Below are 16,841 nucleotides of genomic sequence, written 5' to 3'. Positions count from 1 at the left end.
GCACTCTGATACGGAGAGTGCTAAATTGTTGCAATCTTGATGAAAGTGCTTATTATTAATGATGTAAACAAATTGAAAGGGTGATTTCATAATGGCTAACGATATGATGAATTGGCACAATGATTTATTTGATCGGTTGAATGACTGGACTAAGATGGACGATTTGGTTAATGGATTCGGTCGGACATTCTTAAATGCTGGTAGTCATGGGTCGGTCCTAAAGACTGATATTAAAGAAAATGACGATCAGTACACGATGAAAGTCGATATTCCTGGAATCGATAAACAGAATATTGCCTTGAAGTATCGGGATGGCACATTATCGATTGCTGTAAAACGCGATAGTATTAGTGATGAAAGCGATAAAGATGGTAATATTATCGCGAGTGAACGTCAAACTGGTCGCTTTGGCCGGCAATATTCTTTACCCGACGTTGATGTTGACAAGATCGAAGCACGATATGAAAATGGTGTGTTGCAGTTAACTTTGCCAAAGAAGGCAGCTGCGGATACCCATCATATTGAAATTCAGTAATGGTTTATATGACGACTTGCCGCGATTGGTGGTAGGGCGTCTTTTTATTGTATTTATAGCGGATGAAACGGTTACAAAAATTTGTAAATTTTTGATGAAATCTGGAGTCAGATACTCACATCTTTGCTGGATTTCTGGTACAATTTAATCCTATCGATATATCAATTGAACTGAATATTGATAATGATAGGATATGTTTGTTGTCGGATTTGTAAGAAAGTAGGAATGCGTGATGACGGAAGGTTTTAGACCGAGTCACCCTAAGATTGAGATTGACGATGACCCTGGAATACGGGCTCAAATCGAAGCTTTGACTGGTGAACTCTCACAACAACAATTGGCTAAATGGGCGTTAATTATCGCCAAGAAAGCCTTGCAGTATGTTGATAACCAACAGAAATATGATCGACAATTGCGACTCGCAATTGATGCTAATGAATTGTGGCAAGTTAATCTTGTTAGTGGCTACCAGGTACGGCAGGCACTGGCACGATTGACTAAGTTAAGTGCAACGACGACGAGTTCCATTGGTGCGGCGGCACTGGACTGCGTTCGCTGGGCCGTAGCTTCCGCAGATGCGGATGAAAATGCGCTGCGGGCCTCGGACCAAGCAATTAAATTGGTTAATTTAACGCAACCAAATGACATGGTTGCGGTCACTGCCGAGCGTCAGTGGCAGTACGATCAGTTAGCTGGATTAGCAGCTAACATTCAGCAGGGGTTACGCCGTATGCTATAATCTTCACAGAGATTAAATTAGGTGGGGATATTTTATGGCAACGGTACATGCAGAAGCAAAGGCGGAGTTGTTACGTCAGTATCAAGAAATTGTAACGAAGTATTTAACGAATATTTCGGAAACAGTGGACGTGAAGGCGCATTTTGAATTAAAAAACGAACCAGGATTTAATTATTTTGTGGATTATTTGTTTTTAGCCAATGTTTGTTACCAAGCGAGTCTGGATATTTTGAATAATGAAGATCAAAAATATCCAGATATTAATAAGCGGCTGGCAGCGGTCATCTTAAAATACCCCGAGTATTTGACATTGGCCGTTTTCAATGCCGATTTCCAGGATGAAAGTGTGACGGATCACTACGAAAAAACACTCGTAGATTTGGCTAACACTTTGGATTAATTTGTAAATAAGGTGGTCACGAACTTCGGATAGACGAAGCCTCGTGGCCTTTTTTGGAGGGTTAGTAATGATTGAATGGGATGCGGCAACAATTAAAGATTTTCAGACGACGCTATTAGATTGGTTTGATCACGAAGGCCGCGATTTACCATGGCGACATGACCATGAGCCTTACCACGTCTGGGTCTCTGAAATTATGTTACAGCAGACGCAGGTTCAAACTGTGATTCCTTATTATCAGCGCTTTATGGCACTTTTTCCAACGGTAGCGGACCTAGCTGCCGCACCTGAGTCACAGTTGTTAAAGGCGTGGGAGGGCCTGGGTTATTATTCACGTGTCCGCAATATGCAACGGTGTGCCAAACAATTGTTAACCGATTACGATGGACAGTGGCCTCAAACTGCCGCTGAGCTGACGGAGTTGATTGGGATTGGCCCGTACACTGCAGGAGCGATTGCCAGCATTGCGTTCAATGAACCAGTTCCAGCTGTGGATGGTAATGCCTATCGCGTCTTTAGCCGGTTGCTCAAGATTGATGCGGATATTGCGAAGCCCCAGACCCGCGCTGTTTTTGAACGGGTAATCAGTCAGATTATTTCACAAGAGCGACCTGGAGATTTTAACCAGGCGATTATGGACCTCGGTTCAAGCTACATGACAGCGCGGCAACCAGATACGGCCCATTCGCCGGTCAAACGCTTTAATCAGGCTTATTTGGATGGGGATGAGTTAGCCTATCCGGTCAAGACGAAGAAACCGCGGCCCAAGCCGGTTGCTTACGTGGCGGTATTAGCTAAGATGCAGGATCAGTGGTTGATGACGAAGCGACCGAGTAACGGGATGTTGGCTAATTTATGGACGGTTCCCTTGATTCCGATTGCAGATTTAGACTTAGATGATGATTACCAACCTGAAGAACTAGTTACGGCGGTAGAAAATTATTTTAAACGTGAATATCAGCTCCAGCTAACGGCCCATTATCTGACCGGGCGGCCTGTGACCCATACGTTTACGCATCAGAAGTGGACCATTCAAGGTTTGAGTGGTCAAGTTGGGTTAAGTGACTTAGCCTACTTTGCTGGTCAGACCTTTACGTTGATTGAGCGGCAGAAACTTCCAATGCCTAAGGTTCAAGAAAAAATTTTTGCACGCTATTCAATTGATTAATTCAGTCAACATTAAATACTTTTCACCCTCCAGATGTGCTATGGTTGTGGTAGAATATAGCAAATCAATATTGTGACGGAGGGTCGCGCATGTTAAATGTATTTGATATCGTTAAGTTAACAAAGATAGACCATAAAGAAGTCGACAGTAATCAAGTGGTTGTTACAGATGGTAACGGTAAGCCCAATGCGATTTTGACAGAATTATTGAATGATGTTGTGGGAAATATGCGGATCTTTATTAACATGGAAGATGTTTATTCGGTCGATGACTTAATGCGCGCATTGGCCGCCCATACGCCATTGCCACAAGATGTCTTAGAAGAATATGAAAAGGTATTGCGGGAACCGATTTATAACATTAACTTTGTGCCGAAAAGGGGCCAAGTTGAAGTTGTGATCGGTGAAGGCTAACGTAATTGTCATAATCATGATAAGATGTTAGTCAACTCATTGTGATGAAAATCAGGGCCATTCGTGGGACCTGATTTTTTTGTGCTGAATTGATGATAGTGGCTGTCATGAGGTCTGATCAATATGTGGTTGCGGGAAAGTGTTGGTTCGATTTAACGATACCGGCACCTGCGTTATAATGGAGTCAACTTATGGTCATGAAATGTGATAGGTTATTGTAAATGGTCATAGATTGTTTACCGCAGCGTACGATAGGAGGAGTGTTCATTATGCAATTAAAATTAGAACGGATTTACACGAAACCAGTTGATACGGATGGTTATCGGGTGTTGGTAGATCGCTTGTGGCCCCGGGGTATTTCGAAGGTTAACGCTCAGTTGGACAATTGGGTAAAGGAAATTGGCCCATCGACCACGTTACGTAAGTGGTTCAATCATGAACCGGCGAAATATCCCGAATTTGTCGATCGTTACCGGGCTGAATTGGATGAGAATCCCCTGACGGCCAGCTTTATTAGTCAAGTTGCTGAACAACTGACGAAGACGAATGTGATCTTATTGTTCGGTGCCAAGGACGAACAACATAATCAGGCAGTGGTACTGCGTGATTACCTGAAGGATAGTGGTCAATTACCAACCGCTTAATATAAATTGCGTAATATTGGTATAGATGAAATTGGGATTAGGCCTGCAATAAACTGCGCCCATCAAATTATTTTAATTATTTTTTGAAAACGCTAGCAATTAGCTGCGAATTTTGCTATGATTATGTTGTTAATTAATGACGTCAACTATTACAGTGCACAATAATGGGGGCTGCATTGTTAGGCAAGCAAGATTGGGGATAATTTTATGATAAACTTATGTGTGTTACCAAGTACCGCAAGTTGTCGCAAGGCCCACCGGTGGTTACTCGAACACCGGATCCCGTTTCATGAACGTAATATGAATGCACAGCCGTTAACGGAGACTGAAATCAAGCACCTGCTACAGTACACGTACAATGGCATTGATGATTTGATCAGTACTAAGTCCAATGCTTATCACCAACTGAGTAAGACGACACCGATTGAAGATATGCCATTAAGCGAAGCTGTTCGGGTATTAAGCCAAACACCGCAATTATTGCGGCGACCAATTATTTTTGACGATCACCGACTTCTGTGCGGCTTTAACCAAGATGAGATTCGGATGTTTATTCCACGTGAACAGCGCGTACTCAAGATGCAAGCAATGTCAGAACATCAGATGGCTTAAAATGATCGGCTTATGAGTTGATGCCGTGTTTTTGGGGCGAAACATTATAAAACAGTACTACTTACTTGCCAGTATAAACTGATTGGCACAGTTAAGCGGTGCTGTTTTGTGTGTAAATTGACAAATTACAGCTATTTAGTTAGTATACTAACTAAATAGTGGAGGATGAAATGGATAATATTGGTTATTTACTAATGCAGTTTTCCAAACAGTTACGTTATCAGCTAAATCAACGGCTAATTGCTAACGGATTGACGATTCAACAATGGGCTGTGATGCAACAAATCAGTCTTTGGGTCGAAAGAACGGCGCAACAGCCGACTGCCAACCAGCTGTGCCACGTTCTCGATATGGACCGGCCGACGATGTCAGGAATTCTTCGACGCTTAGCTGCCAAGCGATTGGTTGAACAGGAAGTTAATCCAGCGGACCAGCGAGCAAAGCTACTACGCTTGACCCAAGTTGGCATACAAGAATTGCAGGCCGGCCAGCGTATTAGCGATCAGGTTGTTGCGACGGGGCTTCAGAAATTGACGGCTGCTGAAAAACAGTCTTTAAGACAACTGTTAAAAAAACTAGGGAGCAATTAATAAAATGAAAATACTGGTGATAGGTGGGACGGGAAATATTGGCTTACCGTTAATTCAATATCTAGATCAACAGGTGGGGGTGCAAGTTGTTGCTGGTGCCCACAACTTACATAAAGACGAGCAACTATTGGCTGCGTATCCGAACGTCGAAATTCGACGTTTTGATTTTTTAGACGAGACGACCTTTGATGCGGCGTTACGGGGAATCCAAAAGGTGTTTTTCGTGCGGCCACCACAACTTGCTAAACCCAAGCAAGATATGTGGCCCTTTCTCAAATGCTTACAAGCACACCACATTGAACAGGTCGTATTTGTTTCGTTGATGGGTGTTGAGCATAATCCAATGACGCCACATCATCAAATCGAGCAGATGATTGAACAGTTACAGTTACCGTACACATTCATTCGACCGAGCTTCTTTATGCAAAATTTGAATACCACGCATCGCGTCGACATTCAGCAAAATCACGATTTGTTTATCCCAGCCGGGCGGTCGAAGACGAGTTTTATTGATACACGTGATATTGGTGAGATTGCGGGCGTGGCGTTACTAGATACACAATATTTACAACAGAAATTGACTGTGACTGGTCCAGAAGCGTTGACTTATCAGCAAATTGCGGCGCTAATGACTGAATCCTTTGGTCACCCGGTAACGTATCATCGACCGAGCTTATGGCGGTTTCGCCGCGTGATGTTGAAGCGGGGAATCAAGAAGGACTATGTTAATGTCATGGTAATGCTGTATTTGATTACCCAGTTGGGCAACGCTAAACGCGTGACCGATACGGCTGAAAAAGTGCTGGGTCACGCTCCGCATACGATGACAACTTACTTACGAGATTATGCGGATCAGTTACAGTAGTTAGGTCGAGGAGTAGACATGTCATTTGACAGTTGTGGGTTAATTCAGTGGTGAGCATGGTCAACAAAAAAACAGTTACCTCATTTTGAGGTAACTGTTTTTTAGCGGACATATCCAGTACAGACTAGCTAATTCAAGCAAACAGGCATTGAAGTAGGATGCCTGCTGATTTTTATAAGCGATAACGACTAGCAAATACAATGCTTAGGCATACTTATGTGCAATTTTAGCCGCAACGGCCGCAGCAATCGCACCAACTAGGTCATCAATAAACGTGTTAACAACGCCTGACTTATCAGTATCTAACTTCTTAATGACGCCTTCTTTAACTTTATCCACGTAACCATAATTAGTGACGCCGATGGTGCCGTAAATATTCGCCATATTAAGTGCTAAGCCTTCATCAACACCGAAGACGCCGGCGTCACTGGCAATGATAGATTGGAGCGGCTCGTTTAGCTGGCCTTCTGTGGCAAGTCGGTCGAGTTCTAACGCAACCATCGCATTGTTCAATAGTTCGCGCTTGTGCAGTACTTCTTGCGTCTCCATTTCGCACTCTTCGATCGTTAAGTTAGGGACGTATTTTGTTTGTAAGTTATAAGTGATATGCGCAATTTCATGATAAGTAATCCCTTTTGCGGCTAAGGCTTGAATGACGAACTCATACGCAGCCTTATCAGGATATTTAAACGTTGGTTTTTCCATAGTTACCCTCCAGAAATAAACAATTTGAGTAGGTTAGTTATTTAACCTAGTAAGTCCATTATAACGAGATGAGTGGCTAAAGAATATGATTTGGGTTCAATATTCGTTGGTGCGGGTTAAAAAGGCGATTGTTGAAAACGATGACTGGTTATTTTAATTGAAACGCGTAAAATAAGACTGTTAAACATAATGAAGGGTAAGATAATTTTGATGAAACGTTGGCGAACGGTGATTCAATTGTTATTGATTGTTTTTGTTATCGGTGCGGCTGTGATTTTAGTTGGGGCCCGGAATCATGATACCAAGATTACGAAAGTAACGAGTCAATTGACACCGCGTTCTGCACGAATATTAAAGAATCAATATGACCAGTCAAAGACAGCGACGGTCTTTTTACATGGCTACAATGGTGGGGCGTATTCGACGAACTATCTGATTCGTAAAGCCGAAAAAGCGGGGGCTGCCCAAAAAGCGTTAGTGGTGCACGTGTACAAGAATGGTGTGATGGCCTTTAAGGGTTATTGGCAAAAGTCAATCAAGAATCCGATGGTTCAAGTTGTTTTTCAAGATAATCACGCCTCACAAAAAGCCCAGATCTATTGGTTACACCAAGTCTTAGTCCAACTAAAAGCGAAGTATGGCGTCAAAGCTTATAATGCGGTTGGTCATTCCCTCGGGGCCAATGATATTGTCAATCAGGCATTGAAGTATGGGCATGACAAACGCTTACCAACGTTGAATAAAATCGTGACGATTGGCGGACCGTTCGATGGCCTGACCGGGTTTCTGAGCACGCAGACGGAAGCAACGGTCCGGCGCTTGGATGTTAAACCAAGTCGTTTCACGAAGCATTTTTCAGAAATGCTCAAGTATCGCCACAATTTTCCAGACAACGTGAAACTACTCAATGTCTATGGAGATACAAACACGGGGTATAACAATGATGGTTTTGTGGGTGTCGCTTCAGCGCGCTCAATTCGGTACTTGTTGCGCGGAAAATTAGCACAGTATCAAGAAGCTTTCTACAGTGGGGAACAGGCGGCGCATTGCGCGTTGAATCAGAATCCAAGTGTCGCTCACAAGATGATTGCCTTTTTGTGGTAAGTGTTATTGTGTCAGGATGGGTGCATTAAATAAATGAGGTCGTTCGAGTAAATACTCGGGCGGCTTTTTTTGTAGCGCCAAATTAGGCGGTCAAACGCAGCAACTACAGCTTTGGTGACGTTTTCGATAAGGAAGACAGCTTTAGAAAACAAAGTATTGCGACCTATTCGTCGTTAAAAACAGGGGTTGATAGTTAAAAATCGCAATTAAGTGAAAGTTAGAGCGTGCTATAATGACACAACATTAAGATTTAACAACAAAGTCATTAAAATTTGTGGAGGGGTCTTATGAAAATAACTAATGCTGATGGCACAATCCGGGCGCTTAGTAACCGGCATGTCCAAATGATTGCAATTGGTGGCACGATTGGGACAGGATTATTTCTTGGTTCAGGGAGTACGATTTCAAAGACGGGACCGTCAGTCATGTGGGTGTACTTGGTGTTGGGCTTCTTCTTCTTTTTAATGATGCGGGCAATTGGTGAGATGTTCTATTCTGATCCTACCCAACACACATTCGTGGCGTTTATTTCCCGCTATTTGGGACCGAGTGTTGGTCATTTTACAGGGTGGACCTATTGGATCGGTTTGATTTTTGTCTGTATGGCTGAGCTGACGGCTACGGCAACGTATGTCAAATTTTGGTTACCAAATGTCCCCGCCTGGCTAATTGAGATTAGCTTCCTGTTAATTTTGGCGGGCGTTAATTTAACGGCTGCACGGTTATTTGGCGAAGCAGAGTTCTGGTTTGCGATGATTAAGATCGTCGCAATCATTGCACTGATTGTCACTGGTATTTTCATGATGGTGGGACATCACCCAACCCCATTAGGCCAGGCTTCAATCGGCAATTTGTTCCATAATTATCAGGTCTTTCCCAATGGGATAGCTAACTTTATCTCGGCATTTCCAATGGCCTTCTTTGCTTTTCAGGGCATTGAATTTGTCAGTATAACGATTGGTGAGGCCAAGAACCCTCACCGCGTTATCAAAAAGGCGGTCAATGAAACTTTGTTGCGGATCTTGTTGTTTTATATTGGTGCGTTAATTGTCATTATGGGCATTATTCCGTGGACATCACTGTCACCCGATAGCAGTCCGTTTGTGCAAGTCTTCAAGTTGGCAGGATACCCAGCAGCGGCCGCCATCATTAACTTTGTCGTCTTAACGTCGGCAGCCTCATCGCTAAATAGTTGTTTGTTCTCAGCTGGACGTCACTTCTATCAGCTAGCCACTGAAATGCCAGTTACGAGTCGCATGCACCAAATCTTTGGTCAGATTTCGAAAAGTGGTGTGCCGGCAGCAGCAATCGTGTTGTCCGCGGTACTAGTGCTAGTGACCCCCATCATGAGTTTAAGTGCTGCAACGACGGCAGTTTTTACCGTCGTGACCGGGATCTCTAGTGATATGTACCTGATTGTTTACACGCTGGCGATGCTGGCCCACCGGAAGTACCGGCTATCTAATGACTATCTGGCGGATGGGTTTAAGATGCCGGCGTACCGAATCACGAGCCCACTGACGATTGCCTTTTTTGTTCTCATTTTTGCCAGTCTATTCTTCATTCAAGCTGATATTGTCGGTGCAATCGGTGCGATTATTTGGACGTTACTATTTGGTGGCATCACTTTTGCCCACCAAGCGCGCTTGCGAGCTGTAACACGGTCGTAATCTTAAAATGAGAATTATATTATAAAATGGCTTGACGATGATAAAAGATGGTGGTATTGTTAATCACAAGTTAATAACTGTACGATAACGTTACATCAAGTAGACATAGTGGTAGGTGTCAGGAAGCCGGTGGTTGCTGCGAACCGGTCAGCTACTATGATTGAAATACGGTAACCGAGTTTCGACTGAACGGATAATAACTAGAACCGTTATCTTCTAGTGAGTGGTGGATTAAGTGTCAATAATCCGCAACCTGGGTGGTACCGCGACTAGTCTAATCGTCCCTGTTGTTCATATGAACAATGGGGACGATTTTTTTGATGAAGAGGATGAGAATAATGACAAATCAACGCTGTGGTGGGATTGCACGATATTAAAATTTTGATGATGAATATGCGTCACTGGAATTTTATCAATCGAAGGGGTAATAAATTATGAACAAAACAAAAGCACCACAAATTAGTACCTTAGAAGCAGTCATTGTCTTACTGGTCGTCCTCGGAATTATGAGTGCGGGTGTGATTGGTTGGGGATTATCGCCCCAAGTTCCCGTATTACTCGCAATGGGCGTTGTCACTGCTTGGGCGATGTTGCGCGGTTTTCCATGGTCAGCAGTTAATGCTGGGATTAAAGAGGGCATTGATAAAGGGATCGTGCCAATCTTCATCTTTATTCTCATTGGTGCGATGATTTCAACTTGGATTGCGGCGGGAACGATTCCTACGCTCATGGTGATTGGATTCAAAATTATTAATATTCAGTGGTTTTTGCCATCAGTCTTTATTGTTTGTACCCTAGTCGGTGCGGCGGTCGGCAGTGCCTTTACGGTAACATCGACGGTCGGAATTGCCTTTTTCGGCATGGGCGTGACCATGAATCTGAATCCAGCCTTAGTTGCCGGTGCAATTATCAGTGGTGGAATCTTCGGCGATAAATTATCACCATTATCAGAAACCAATAATTTAGCTTCAGCCGTAGTGGATACTGATCTTTTTACGCACATTAAGCATATCTTATGGAGCACGCTACCGGCCGGGCTCATTTCATTAGGCTTGTTTGCTATGCTGGGGCACAGTAATACGGAGACAAGCTTAGCCAAGATCAATCAAACAGTTGCGGTTTTAAATGGTCATTTCAGTATCTCAGCCTTGGCATTGTTACCAATCGTCTTAGTCTTCATTTGTGCCGGGTTTAAAATGCCAGCCATTCCAACGATGCTTTTAAATATTTTTATTTCGGCGGGCTTGATTCTATTTGAACAGCCTGAGTTATCACTGGCGAAGTTAACCGCCATTATTAACACGGGATTTGTTTCGAAGACGGGGAATACGAGTGTTGATACGTTGCTTTCACGGGGCGGAATCGTCAGCATGATGAGTATGGTCGCGTTAATTGTGGTTACGCTATCCTTAGGAGGATTGTTGGTCAAGTTTGGACTGATCAATCAAATTATGACCCCGGTTGCTAAGCACTTGAATAGCGATGGCAAGTTAGTATTGGCGGGTGTATTAACTTGTATTGGTGTCAACGTGTTTGTTGGTGAACAATTTCTTTCGATTATCTTACCAGGGCGCGCTTTTCGCCAGGCATTCAATGATGGTGGCTTATCCGGAAATGCACTGGGGCGGGTCCTTGAAGATGGCGGTACGGTGATCAATTACCTAGTCCCGTGGGGCGTTGGCGGCGTCTTCCTGACGACGACGCTGGGAGTACCAACCGTCCAATACTTACCGTTTGTTTTCTTCAGTTTACTTTGTCCAGTTATCTCGGTAATCAGCGGTTTCACTGGTGTTGGTATGGCGCACTTGAATCAGCGAACTGCAGTGAAAACTAAGCATGTGACTGCGACGGAAGTTTAATCGTTGGTCGATCAGTTCACTTTAGGGAAGGTTGACGAATGGCTGTTAAAATAGTTACTTTATGTGGGTCTAGAAAATATGCGGCAGTATTTGAAACGGTTGAGCTGGCTCTGAGTAAACAAGGTGTTATTGTTTTAAAGCCAGCTTTCAGTGATGAAGTATTAACACCGATTGAGCTTCAGAATTTACGCCAGACACATTTGAAAAAAATCGACTTGGCAGATGAAGTAGTGGTCATTAATGTTGCTGGCTACATTGGTGAGCGGACTAGGCAAGAAATTGGCTATGCACAGCGTCAACATAAGAGAATTCGGTATTACGCAGTTACGGAAAACGAGCATTAATTAAAATGACCAGTATCGAAGAATATCGATACTGGTCATTTTGCGTTGATTTAGTAATCTTTACTTGAGTTTAGTAGCCGCTTGAAAATCTGCGTACATGGGATGGTTCAAATTGATCCCGCGTGATTTGGCAATGAACCAAGCTAAGACTTGGAACGGGATAATCGCAAGTAGTGGGGCTTTATACGGATCAGCAACGGCTTCGAGCTGGAGGGTTTGATCATCATTGACGGTCGGTTGGTCACCAGTGAGACTGATGGTATAAATGTGGGGCGTTAATCGCGATTCGTACGTCTTGACGGCCTGTAATTGGGTCATGACAGCCGGGTCTGTATTGATTTCAAGATAGAACTGACAGTGATCTTCATGCGTCCCCATAAAGCCACCGTGGGTAAATGAGGCTAATGAGTAACCATGCGTTGGTACCCGGAGGATTTCGGTGAATTTGGCTTGCATTTCAGTTAGTGTTCCAGCTAGGACGTTAGCACCGATAGCTGTAAATTGAGGGGCGTTAGTGAAATCAATAGTGAACTTACGGTAGAAGTCGTTCGCCCGTTGAACAGTTGGATTCATGCTTTCAATCGGAAAACTGAACTCGTCTAATTCTTGATTGACTGCTAATTCGGTTAACCGTGCTTGAAGGGCAGCACTGCGGACGGCAAGCAACATTAAAGTGAGCACGATGGCTTGAAAGCTTAGTGTAATATAGGGCACTGATTCTTTGCCAGTTAGTAAGTCACAAGTTGCATCGGCCATTGCGGTCAGAGCAGTCGATTTTTGATTAGTCACGATAATGACATGAGCTTGACTGGCCGTGTGGGCTTTTTCGATTGCCGCTTGCATGGTTGGATCATCATCTTTTAGAGAAATCCCGATAACAACATCGACACTGGGATCAGCTTCCTCATAAGTGACGTAGAGGTCGGCCGCAGCAATGGTCACTTGGAGGGCGGCCGTCTTTTGCATGTATAAGCGGGCGGTGTTGGCGGCGTTGAGTCTTGAACCAGTTGCGAGGATCAACCAGTGTTGTGGATGATCAGGGGTGGCAGTCAAGGCCGCCGTAATCTGTTTGGGATAATTGGTTAACAACCGCTCTAGTACTGGCTGTTCCCGACGAATGTATGAGAGCATGGTCGGATTATTCATCATCATCAAAATCATCAGCTCCTAAAAAATAGTTATGTATATTAATATTAATTTAGCTTTATTGTAAACGTAAATGAACTTATAGTCAGCAAAAGAATGTTTAAAAATATGACTGTTGATTAATCGTAGTGGGTCCGCTTTAAATCAAAGGCGACTGCTCGCAAATCATTATAAAAGACGACTTAACGGCCGACGGTTTTATTCACGGGCTTGCCATTATCGGAACATGTTGCGTTTCAATGTACGCAGAACAACATCCTAATCAGCATTCTGGTTAGATGGCGTCACCAGTAAGGGACCTTGTCGCAAATCGTATGCCGTTCATTTAAAATGCCAGCGCTGTTTGTGGCAGACCCGACATTGATTTAGGTGAATATTCATGTCTAGTTCTAAGTTCATTGTACCAATCATTTATGATAATTAGGGCTTGCATGTAACTGAAAAGGCTGGTAAAGTAAGGAACAATTTATCAATACAACTAATTGCCTATATAATGCCATGATATGGATGGCGAGTTTCTACCCAGTGCCGTAAACACTGGACTATAAGCGAATTGAGTCGACGGGTCTACACTGCTTAATTTGCCGTGTGGACCCGTTTGCTTTCTCCGTAGGCAGACTGACTAGTGAGGAGAAAATAACGATGACGAAGACAGTTGAAATGGTGATTACTGGTGCACAAGTGTTAAACGTTTATACCCGTGAATTTGAAGCCACCAGTTTGTGGATCGATCACGGCCGGATTATTAGTAACTTGCGTGACGAGCCGTACATAGCGGCCCAGCATGTCGATGCGACCGGTCAGTGGATCGTTCCCGGCATGATCGATGCACATGTGCATATGGAGAGTTCGATGGTGGCACCTAGCGAGTTGGGAAAAGTCTTACTACAGCACGGCGTCACGACAATTGCGACTGATCCACATGAACTTGCCAATGTTGCGGGTATTGCTGGCATTCAGTACCTAATTGATGATGCGCGCCAAACACCACTAGATGTCTGTTTTATGCTACCGTCATCGGTACCGTGTGTTCCCTTTGATGATAACGGGGCAACGCTACATGCTGCTGACTTGCGCCCACTTTACCAACAGTCGGAGGTTCGGGGACTGGCGGAAGTAATGGACTATGGGGCCGTTGCGCGTGGTGATACTGACACCCTGGCTAAAATTAGTGATGCCTATGCGTATGGCTATCATGCGGATGGTCACGCTGCCGGTTTGAATGCGCATCAGCTCAATGTGATGCGCAATGCGGGACTGGATACTGATCATGAATGTATGACAGTGGCGGAAGCACAGGATCGTGTGCGGGCTGGTATGGCTGTTTTCTTGCGTGAAGGGACGGTTGAACGCGATGTTTTGCCGACGATTGGTGCAGTGACCGAAGCTAATGCTAGCCGGTTTGCTTTTTGTACGGATGATAAGACGATTAGTGACTTGCTCACAGAAGGGTCGATCGATTATAACGTGCGCCTAGCTATGCAGAGCGGGATGCGTCCTGAACTAGCCTACACATTGGCTAGTCTCAACGGCGCGATGGCGCATCGTTTAAGTGATCGGGGTAGTCTGTCAGCCGGGCAGTTGGCAGATTTAGTGGTCTTAGATGATCTCGAACACGTTAGGATTGCGCGGACGATGAAGCGGGGACAGTGGATATTACCAAGCACGACAAAACCATTGCCGTTTACTGCAACGCGTGTTCAGCACCATGCACAACTAGCCGACTTCCAATTACCACTAGCGACCGGGTTGGCAAATGTAATTGGTGTGCAGCCGAACCATATCGAGACGGATCACTTAACACTCCCGATTGATGCAACGCAGAATTTTGAAGCGGATTGCCAACGTGATATTCTCAAAATGGTTGTCATTGAGCGCCATCATAACACGGGCAAGGTGGGCGTCGGCTTAGTTCATGGCTTCGCACTTAAACAGGGAGCTATCGCTGGTACGGTGGCACATGATGCTCATAATATTGTTGCGGTCGGAACGTCGGATGCCGCAATCTTACGGGCGGTAGCCCAGATTACCCAAGATAACGGGGGAATTGCGGTCGTTGACAATGAACAAGTGCTAGCGACCATGCCGCTTGCCATTGGGGGCTTGCTGTCTGCAGCGAGCTATCAAAAAGTTGCTGAACAGTTGGCCGAACTTAAACGAGCGTATGAGGTCATTAGCGAGCGGCCACTTAGCTTTGATCCGTTCATTACGCTATCGTTTTTGACATTACCCGTGATTCCAACGTTGAAGTTAACGGCACGGGGGTTATTCGATTACGCGACCTTTGACTTTATTCCAGTTGCGATTCAGGATAACCAGCGCCAAACAGTTTAAGTACAATCGTTCGGTGATTGAAATTAGGCTATGATGTGTCTGCTACTGAACAACGATGTAGTTTAAGGCTTGTGCCGAAATATGTTTAAAGCCCCGCAATAGCTAAACGTTTTAGTTAGCTGCTGCGGGGCTTTTACTGTGGTTTTAATGGGCTAAATGGCTGCTACTGTGAAGCGTCATTAATGCGGGGGTAGCTAATGGGATTGCCACTCTCATAAGCGGGAAGATCAGCGATTCCGCGGTAAACGGCTCGTTCAATCTGCTGCAGCCCGCCGCCATCAGCAATCGTCATTTTAATACCGTAATGCTTGACAGCTTTATTCAGTGTTTTGGAAGTGGCGTGTTTATTCTGATTCTGAATCATGACCACGAGGTCTGCTTGACCGATTTGCCGGTAATAGAAGTTGGTGCTATTACTGTGTTTAAAAGCATCAATCAATAAGGTGTGCCCGTTGTGCTCATCAATGAGTTGCGTGATCTGTGTTCGGCGCGTACCAACGTCGCCCATGACGATGGCAACTGTTTTTTCGTGCAGATCAAAGTCTAAGGTGCGCAGCGTCACTGGCACGGTGGTTGTGTGGATAGTGGCCTTTTTAGCTGGTTTGGCTGCTTTATTCGAGGTCGGTTGACTCGAGCTATGATGAACGTAACGAATAACCACCTTCTCAGGCCGCTCCTTATACCAAGCTAGGTCGACTAATTGACCATTACTGATGCGCTGATACTGCGCTTCTTGACTAGTGAACGTAACATCGTTTATTGCCGGATTGAGCGACGATAAGGTTGTGCCGTTATAATCTTGTTCGATGTGATAAGTATCATCGGTGTCTTGATAATGAACAACGAAAAATGTTGCGACAGTAATCGGATCCGCTGTAGTAGCGTGACTAACGATTTTATCAATATAAGGTTGTCGATGTTGCCGTAAATTTTGTTCTAACAGGACCTGATCATCGTGGTGAATCACCAGTTGTCGGGCCAAAATTTCATCGTAGTGGTAGCGTGGTGTGACGGTCGGATCATTGGGGTCGACTAAATCAAAACCCTTTAAATCGCGCTTTACTTGCATGATTGTTTGCCCATTGGATTGTGCAGAAGTTGTTTTGACGGATGATGATGAATCTTCCGCGTTTGCTTGCGTAGCGTGGCCGCTGGTCTCATTGTGTGCGTTACTAGTGGCTAGTCTAGCTATGCGTGTATTATCCGAATCTACGATGGTATCAGGATCAAGCGCCAGGTTTAAGATTTCCTGAATCGCTTTGGCACCCTTGGCGAGGCCTTCATCGGTAGGTTGAATCATGGTCAATGTTCGGGCAATGGCGGTACGATAATCGCGATATTTTTTCAAATTAGGACCTCCGTTATTATTTAGTAAATTGGTCAGCGCAGACATGGTTCTGTGCTGACCAAAAAGATATTTGGTACAGGGTCAGGTCATAACCAACGATATGTATGTGTTAATACCACGAGCCAAAATGATTGTGTTATGCTGGTTTAAAGAACCAAGTAGGTCATCAATTGCCAGTACTTATCAACTATTGTGCCATAGATTGTGGCTGGACGGGTATAAAAAAACAATAAAAACGAGTTAGTGAAGTCTTTTCAAGATTAGCTGAGCTTTAGCGCAAGTATTGGCTGATTGGAACAATGGTAATTGTTGTGAAAGGTCGGCTTACTAACACAGCAATGGTCAATTGAATTGGCCTTACGGGT

The 16,841-nt window shown here is 44.4% G+C and carries 17 protein-coding genes and 1 riboswitch; of the genes, 14 read left to right on the top strand and 3 right to left on the bottom strand.

Features of this window, described 5'->3' with window-relative positions; genetic code table 11:
* Window positions 1-91 precede the first annotated feature (91 nt).
* From ACWQAU_RS13270 to ACWQAU_RS13230, 9 genes are all read left to right on the top strand, one after another.
* On the top strand, window positions 92-535 hold the full coding sequence (locus ACWQAU_RS13270; RefSeq protein WP_003643508.1) for an Hsp20/alpha crystallin family protein: 444 nt from the start codon (window positions 92-94) through the stop codon (window positions 533-535).
* A gap of 232 nt (window positions 536-767) precedes the next feature.
* On the top strand, window positions 768-1,274 hold the full coding sequence (locus ACWQAU_RS13265) for a putative immunity protein (RefSeq protein ID WP_003643507.1): 507 nt from the start codon (window positions 768-770) through the stop codon (window positions 1,272-1,274).
* 34 nt (window positions 1,275-1,308) lie between these two features.
* Window positions 1,309-1,674 (top strand): hypothetical protein, encoded by a 366-nt coding sequence (locus ACWQAU_RS13260; protein ID WP_003642960.1) that lies wholly within the window; start codon window positions 1,309-1,311, stop codon window positions 1,672-1,674.
* Between the two features lie 67 nt (window positions 1,675-1,741).
* A complete protein-coding gene (gene mutY, locus ACWQAU_RS13255; RefSeq protein ID WP_003643506.1) occupies window positions 1,742-2,842 on the top strand; it encodes an A/G-specific adenine glycosylase in 1,101 nt (366 codons plus the stop codon).
* 89 nt (window positions 2,843-2,931) lie between these two features.
* Window positions 2,932-3,255: a hypothetical protein gene (locus ACWQAU_RS13250; RefSeq protein ID WP_003642958.1), complete on the top strand. Its 324-nt coding sequence runs from the start codon at window positions 2,932-2,934 to the stop codon at window positions 3,253-3,255.
* 269 nt (window positions 3,256-3,524) lie between these two features.
* Window positions 3,525-3,899, top strand: coding sequence for a DUF488 domain-containing protein (locus tag ACWQAU_RS13245; RefSeq protein WP_003643505.1), 375 nt, complete (start codon window positions 3,525-3,527; stop codon window positions 3,897-3,899).
* Window positions 3,900-4,106: 207 nt separating this feature from the next.
* Window positions 4,107-4,511, top strand: a complete 405-nt coding sequence (locus tag ACWQAU_RS13240) for a Spx/MgsR family RNA polymerase-binding regulatory protein (RefSeq protein ID WP_003643504.1) — start codon at window positions 4,107-4,109, stop codon at window positions 4,509-4,511.
* Window positions 4,512-4,681: 170 nt separating this feature from the next.
* Window positions 4,682-5,101, top strand: coding sequence for a MarR family winged helix-turn-helix transcriptional regulator (locus ACWQAU_RS13235; RefSeq protein ID WP_003643503.1), 420 nt, complete (start codon window positions 4,682-4,684; stop codon window positions 5,099-5,101).
* 4 nt (window positions 5,102-5,105) lie between these two features.
* Window positions 5,106-5,966: an NmrA family NAD(P)-binding protein gene (locus ACWQAU_RS13230; RefSeq protein ID WP_003642954.1), complete on the top strand. Its 861-nt coding sequence runs from the start codon at window positions 5,106-5,108 to the stop codon at window positions 5,964-5,966.
* A 204-nt stretch (window positions 5,967-6,170) separates the two neighbouring features.
* Here the strand turns inward: ACWQAU_RS13230 and ACWQAU_RS13225 are convergent, their stop codons facing one another.
* Window positions 6,171-6,671 (bottom strand): phosphatidylglycerophosphatase A family protein, encoded by a 501-nt coding sequence (locus ACWQAU_RS13225; protein WP_003642953.1) that lies wholly within the window; start codon window positions 6,669-6,671, stop codon window positions 6,171-6,173.
* Window positions 6,672-6,860: 189 nt separating this feature from the next.
* On the opposite strand from ACWQAU_RS13225, the gene ACWQAU_RS13220 reads away from it, so the two are divergent.
* From ACWQAU_RS13220 to ACWQAU_RS13205, 4 genes are all read left to right on the top strand, one after another.
* Window positions 6,861-7,775, top strand: a complete 915-nt coding sequence (locus tag ACWQAU_RS13220) for an alpha/beta hydrolase (protein ID WP_003642952.1) — start codon at window positions 6,861-6,863, stop codon at window positions 7,773-7,775.
* Window positions 7,776-8,062: 287 nt separating this feature from the next.
* A complete protein-coding gene (locus ACWQAU_RS13215; protein WP_027821655.1) occupies window positions 8,063-9,445 on the top strand; it encodes an amino acid permease in 1,383 nt (460 codons plus the stop codon).
* A 434-nt stretch (window positions 9,446-9,879) separates the two neighbouring features.
* Window positions 9,880-11,304, top strand: a complete 1,425-nt coding sequence (gene nhaC, locus ACWQAU_RS13210; RefSeq protein ID WP_003643500.1) for a Na+/H+ antiporter NhaC — start codon at window positions 9,880-9,882, stop codon at window positions 11,302-11,304.
* Between the two features lie 38 nt (window positions 11,305-11,342).
* Window positions 11,343-11,648: a hypothetical protein gene (locus tag ACWQAU_RS13205; RefSeq protein WP_013355995.1), complete on the top strand. Its 306-nt coding sequence runs from the start codon at window positions 11,343-11,345 to the stop codon at window positions 11,646-11,648.
* 60 nt (window positions 11,649-11,708) lie between these two features.
* On the opposite strand, the gene ACWQAU_RS13200 is transcribed toward ACWQAU_RS13205, so the two are convergent.
* The gene (locus tag ACWQAU_RS13200; RefSeq protein ID WP_027821656.1) at window positions 11,709-12,809 is read right to left on the bottom strand and encodes an SIS domain-containing protein; all 1,101 of its coding nucleotides are present in this window, start codon (window positions 12,807-12,809) and stop codon (window positions 11,709-11,711) included.
* 451 nt (window positions 12,810-13,260) lie between these two features.
* Window positions 13,261-13,359, top strand: a riboswitch (purine riboswitch).
* Between the two features lie 77 nt (window positions 13,360-13,436).
* Between ACWQAU_RS13200 and ade the strand changes: the two genes are divergently transcribed.
* Window positions 13,437-15,128, top strand: coding sequence for an adenine deaminase (ade, locus tag ACWQAU_RS13195; protein ID WP_003645562.1), 1,692 nt, complete (start codon window positions 13,437-13,439; stop codon window positions 15,126-15,128).
* Between the two features lie 163 nt (window positions 15,129-15,291).
* Here ade and ACWQAU_RS13190 read toward each other — a convergent pair whose 3' ends face one another.
* Window positions 15,292-16,476: a DUF2325 domain-containing protein gene (locus ACWQAU_RS13190; protein ID WP_027821657.1), complete on the bottom strand. Its 1,185-nt coding sequence runs from the start codon at window positions 16,474-16,476 to the stop codon at window positions 15,292-15,294.
* Window positions 16,477-16,841: the final 365 nt, after the last annotated feature.

The sequence above is a fragment of the Lactiplantibacillus sp. 3062 genome (genome assembly GCF_055413545.1).
This window is presented reverse-complemented; position numbering and strand designations above follow the sequence as displayed.

What these genes read in the sequence shown, in the direction of transcription:
- mutY (WP_003643506.1), top strand. Translation starts at nt 1,742, where the DNA reads ATGATTGAATGGGATGCGGCAACAATTAAAGATTTTCAGACGACGCTA.
- nhaC (WP_003643500.1), top strand. Translation starts at nt 9,880, where the DNA reads ATGAACAAAACAAAAGCACCACAAATTAGTACCTTAGAAGCAGTCATT.
- ACWQAU_RS13205 (WP_013355995.1), top strand. Translation starts at nt 11,343, where the DNA reads ATGGCTGTTAAAATAGTTACTTTATGTGGGTCTAGAAAATATGCGGCA.
- ACWQAU_RS13230 (WP_003642954.1), top strand. Translation starts at nt 5,106, where the DNA reads ATGAAAATACTGGTGATAGGTGGGACGGGAAATATTGGCTTACCGTTA.
- ACWQAU_RS13245 (WP_003643505.1), top strand. Translation starts at nt 3,525, where the DNA reads ATGCAATTAAAATTAGAACGGATTTACACGAAACCAGTTGATACGGAT.
- ACWQAU_RS13260 (WP_003642960.1), top strand. Translation starts at nt 1,309, where the DNA reads ATGGCAACGGTACATGCAGAAGCAAAGGCGGAGTTGTTACGTCAGTAT.
- ACWQAU_RS13220 (WP_003642952.1), top strand. Translation starts at nt 6,861, where the DNA reads ATGAAGGGTAAGATAATTTTGATGAAACGTTGGCGAACGGTGATTCAA.
- ACWQAU_RS13240 (WP_003643504.1), top strand. Translation starts at nt 4,107, where the DNA reads ATGATAAACTTATGTGTGTTACCAAGTACCGCAAGTTGTCGCAAGGCC.
- ACWQAU_RS13270 (WP_003643508.1), top strand. Translation starts at nt 92, where the DNA reads ATGGCTAACGATATGATGAATTGGCACAATGATTTATTTGATCGGTTG.
- ACWQAU_RS13250 (WP_003642958.1), top strand. Translation starts at nt 2,932, where the DNA reads ATGTTAAATGTATTTGATATCGTTAAGTTAACAAAGATAGACCATAAA.
- ACWQAU_RS13200 (WP_027821656.1), bottom strand. Translation starts at nt 12,809, where the DNA reads ATGATTTTGATGATGATGAATAATCCGACCATGCTCTCATACATTCGT.
- ACWQAU_RS13265 (WP_003643507.1), top strand. Translation starts at nt 768, where the DNA reads ATGACGGAAGGTTTTAGACCGAGTCACCCTAAGATTGAGATTGACGAT.
- ACWQAU_RS13235 (WP_003643503.1), top strand. Translation starts at nt 4,682, where the DNA reads ATGGATAATATTGGTTATTTACTAATGCAGTTTTCCAAACAGTTACGT.
- ACWQAU_RS13215 (WP_027821655.1), top strand. Translation starts at nt 8,063, where the DNA reads ATGAAAATAACTAATGCTGATGGCACAATCCGGGCGCTTAGTAACCGG.
- ade (WP_003645562.1), top strand. Translation starts at nt 13,437, where the DNA reads ATGACGAAGACAGTTGAAATGGTGATTACTGGTGCACAAGTGTTAAAC.
- ACWQAU_RS13225 (WP_003642953.1), bottom strand. Translation starts at nt 6,671, where the DNA reads ATGGAAAAACCAACGTTTAAATATCCTGATAAGGCTGCGTATGAGTTC.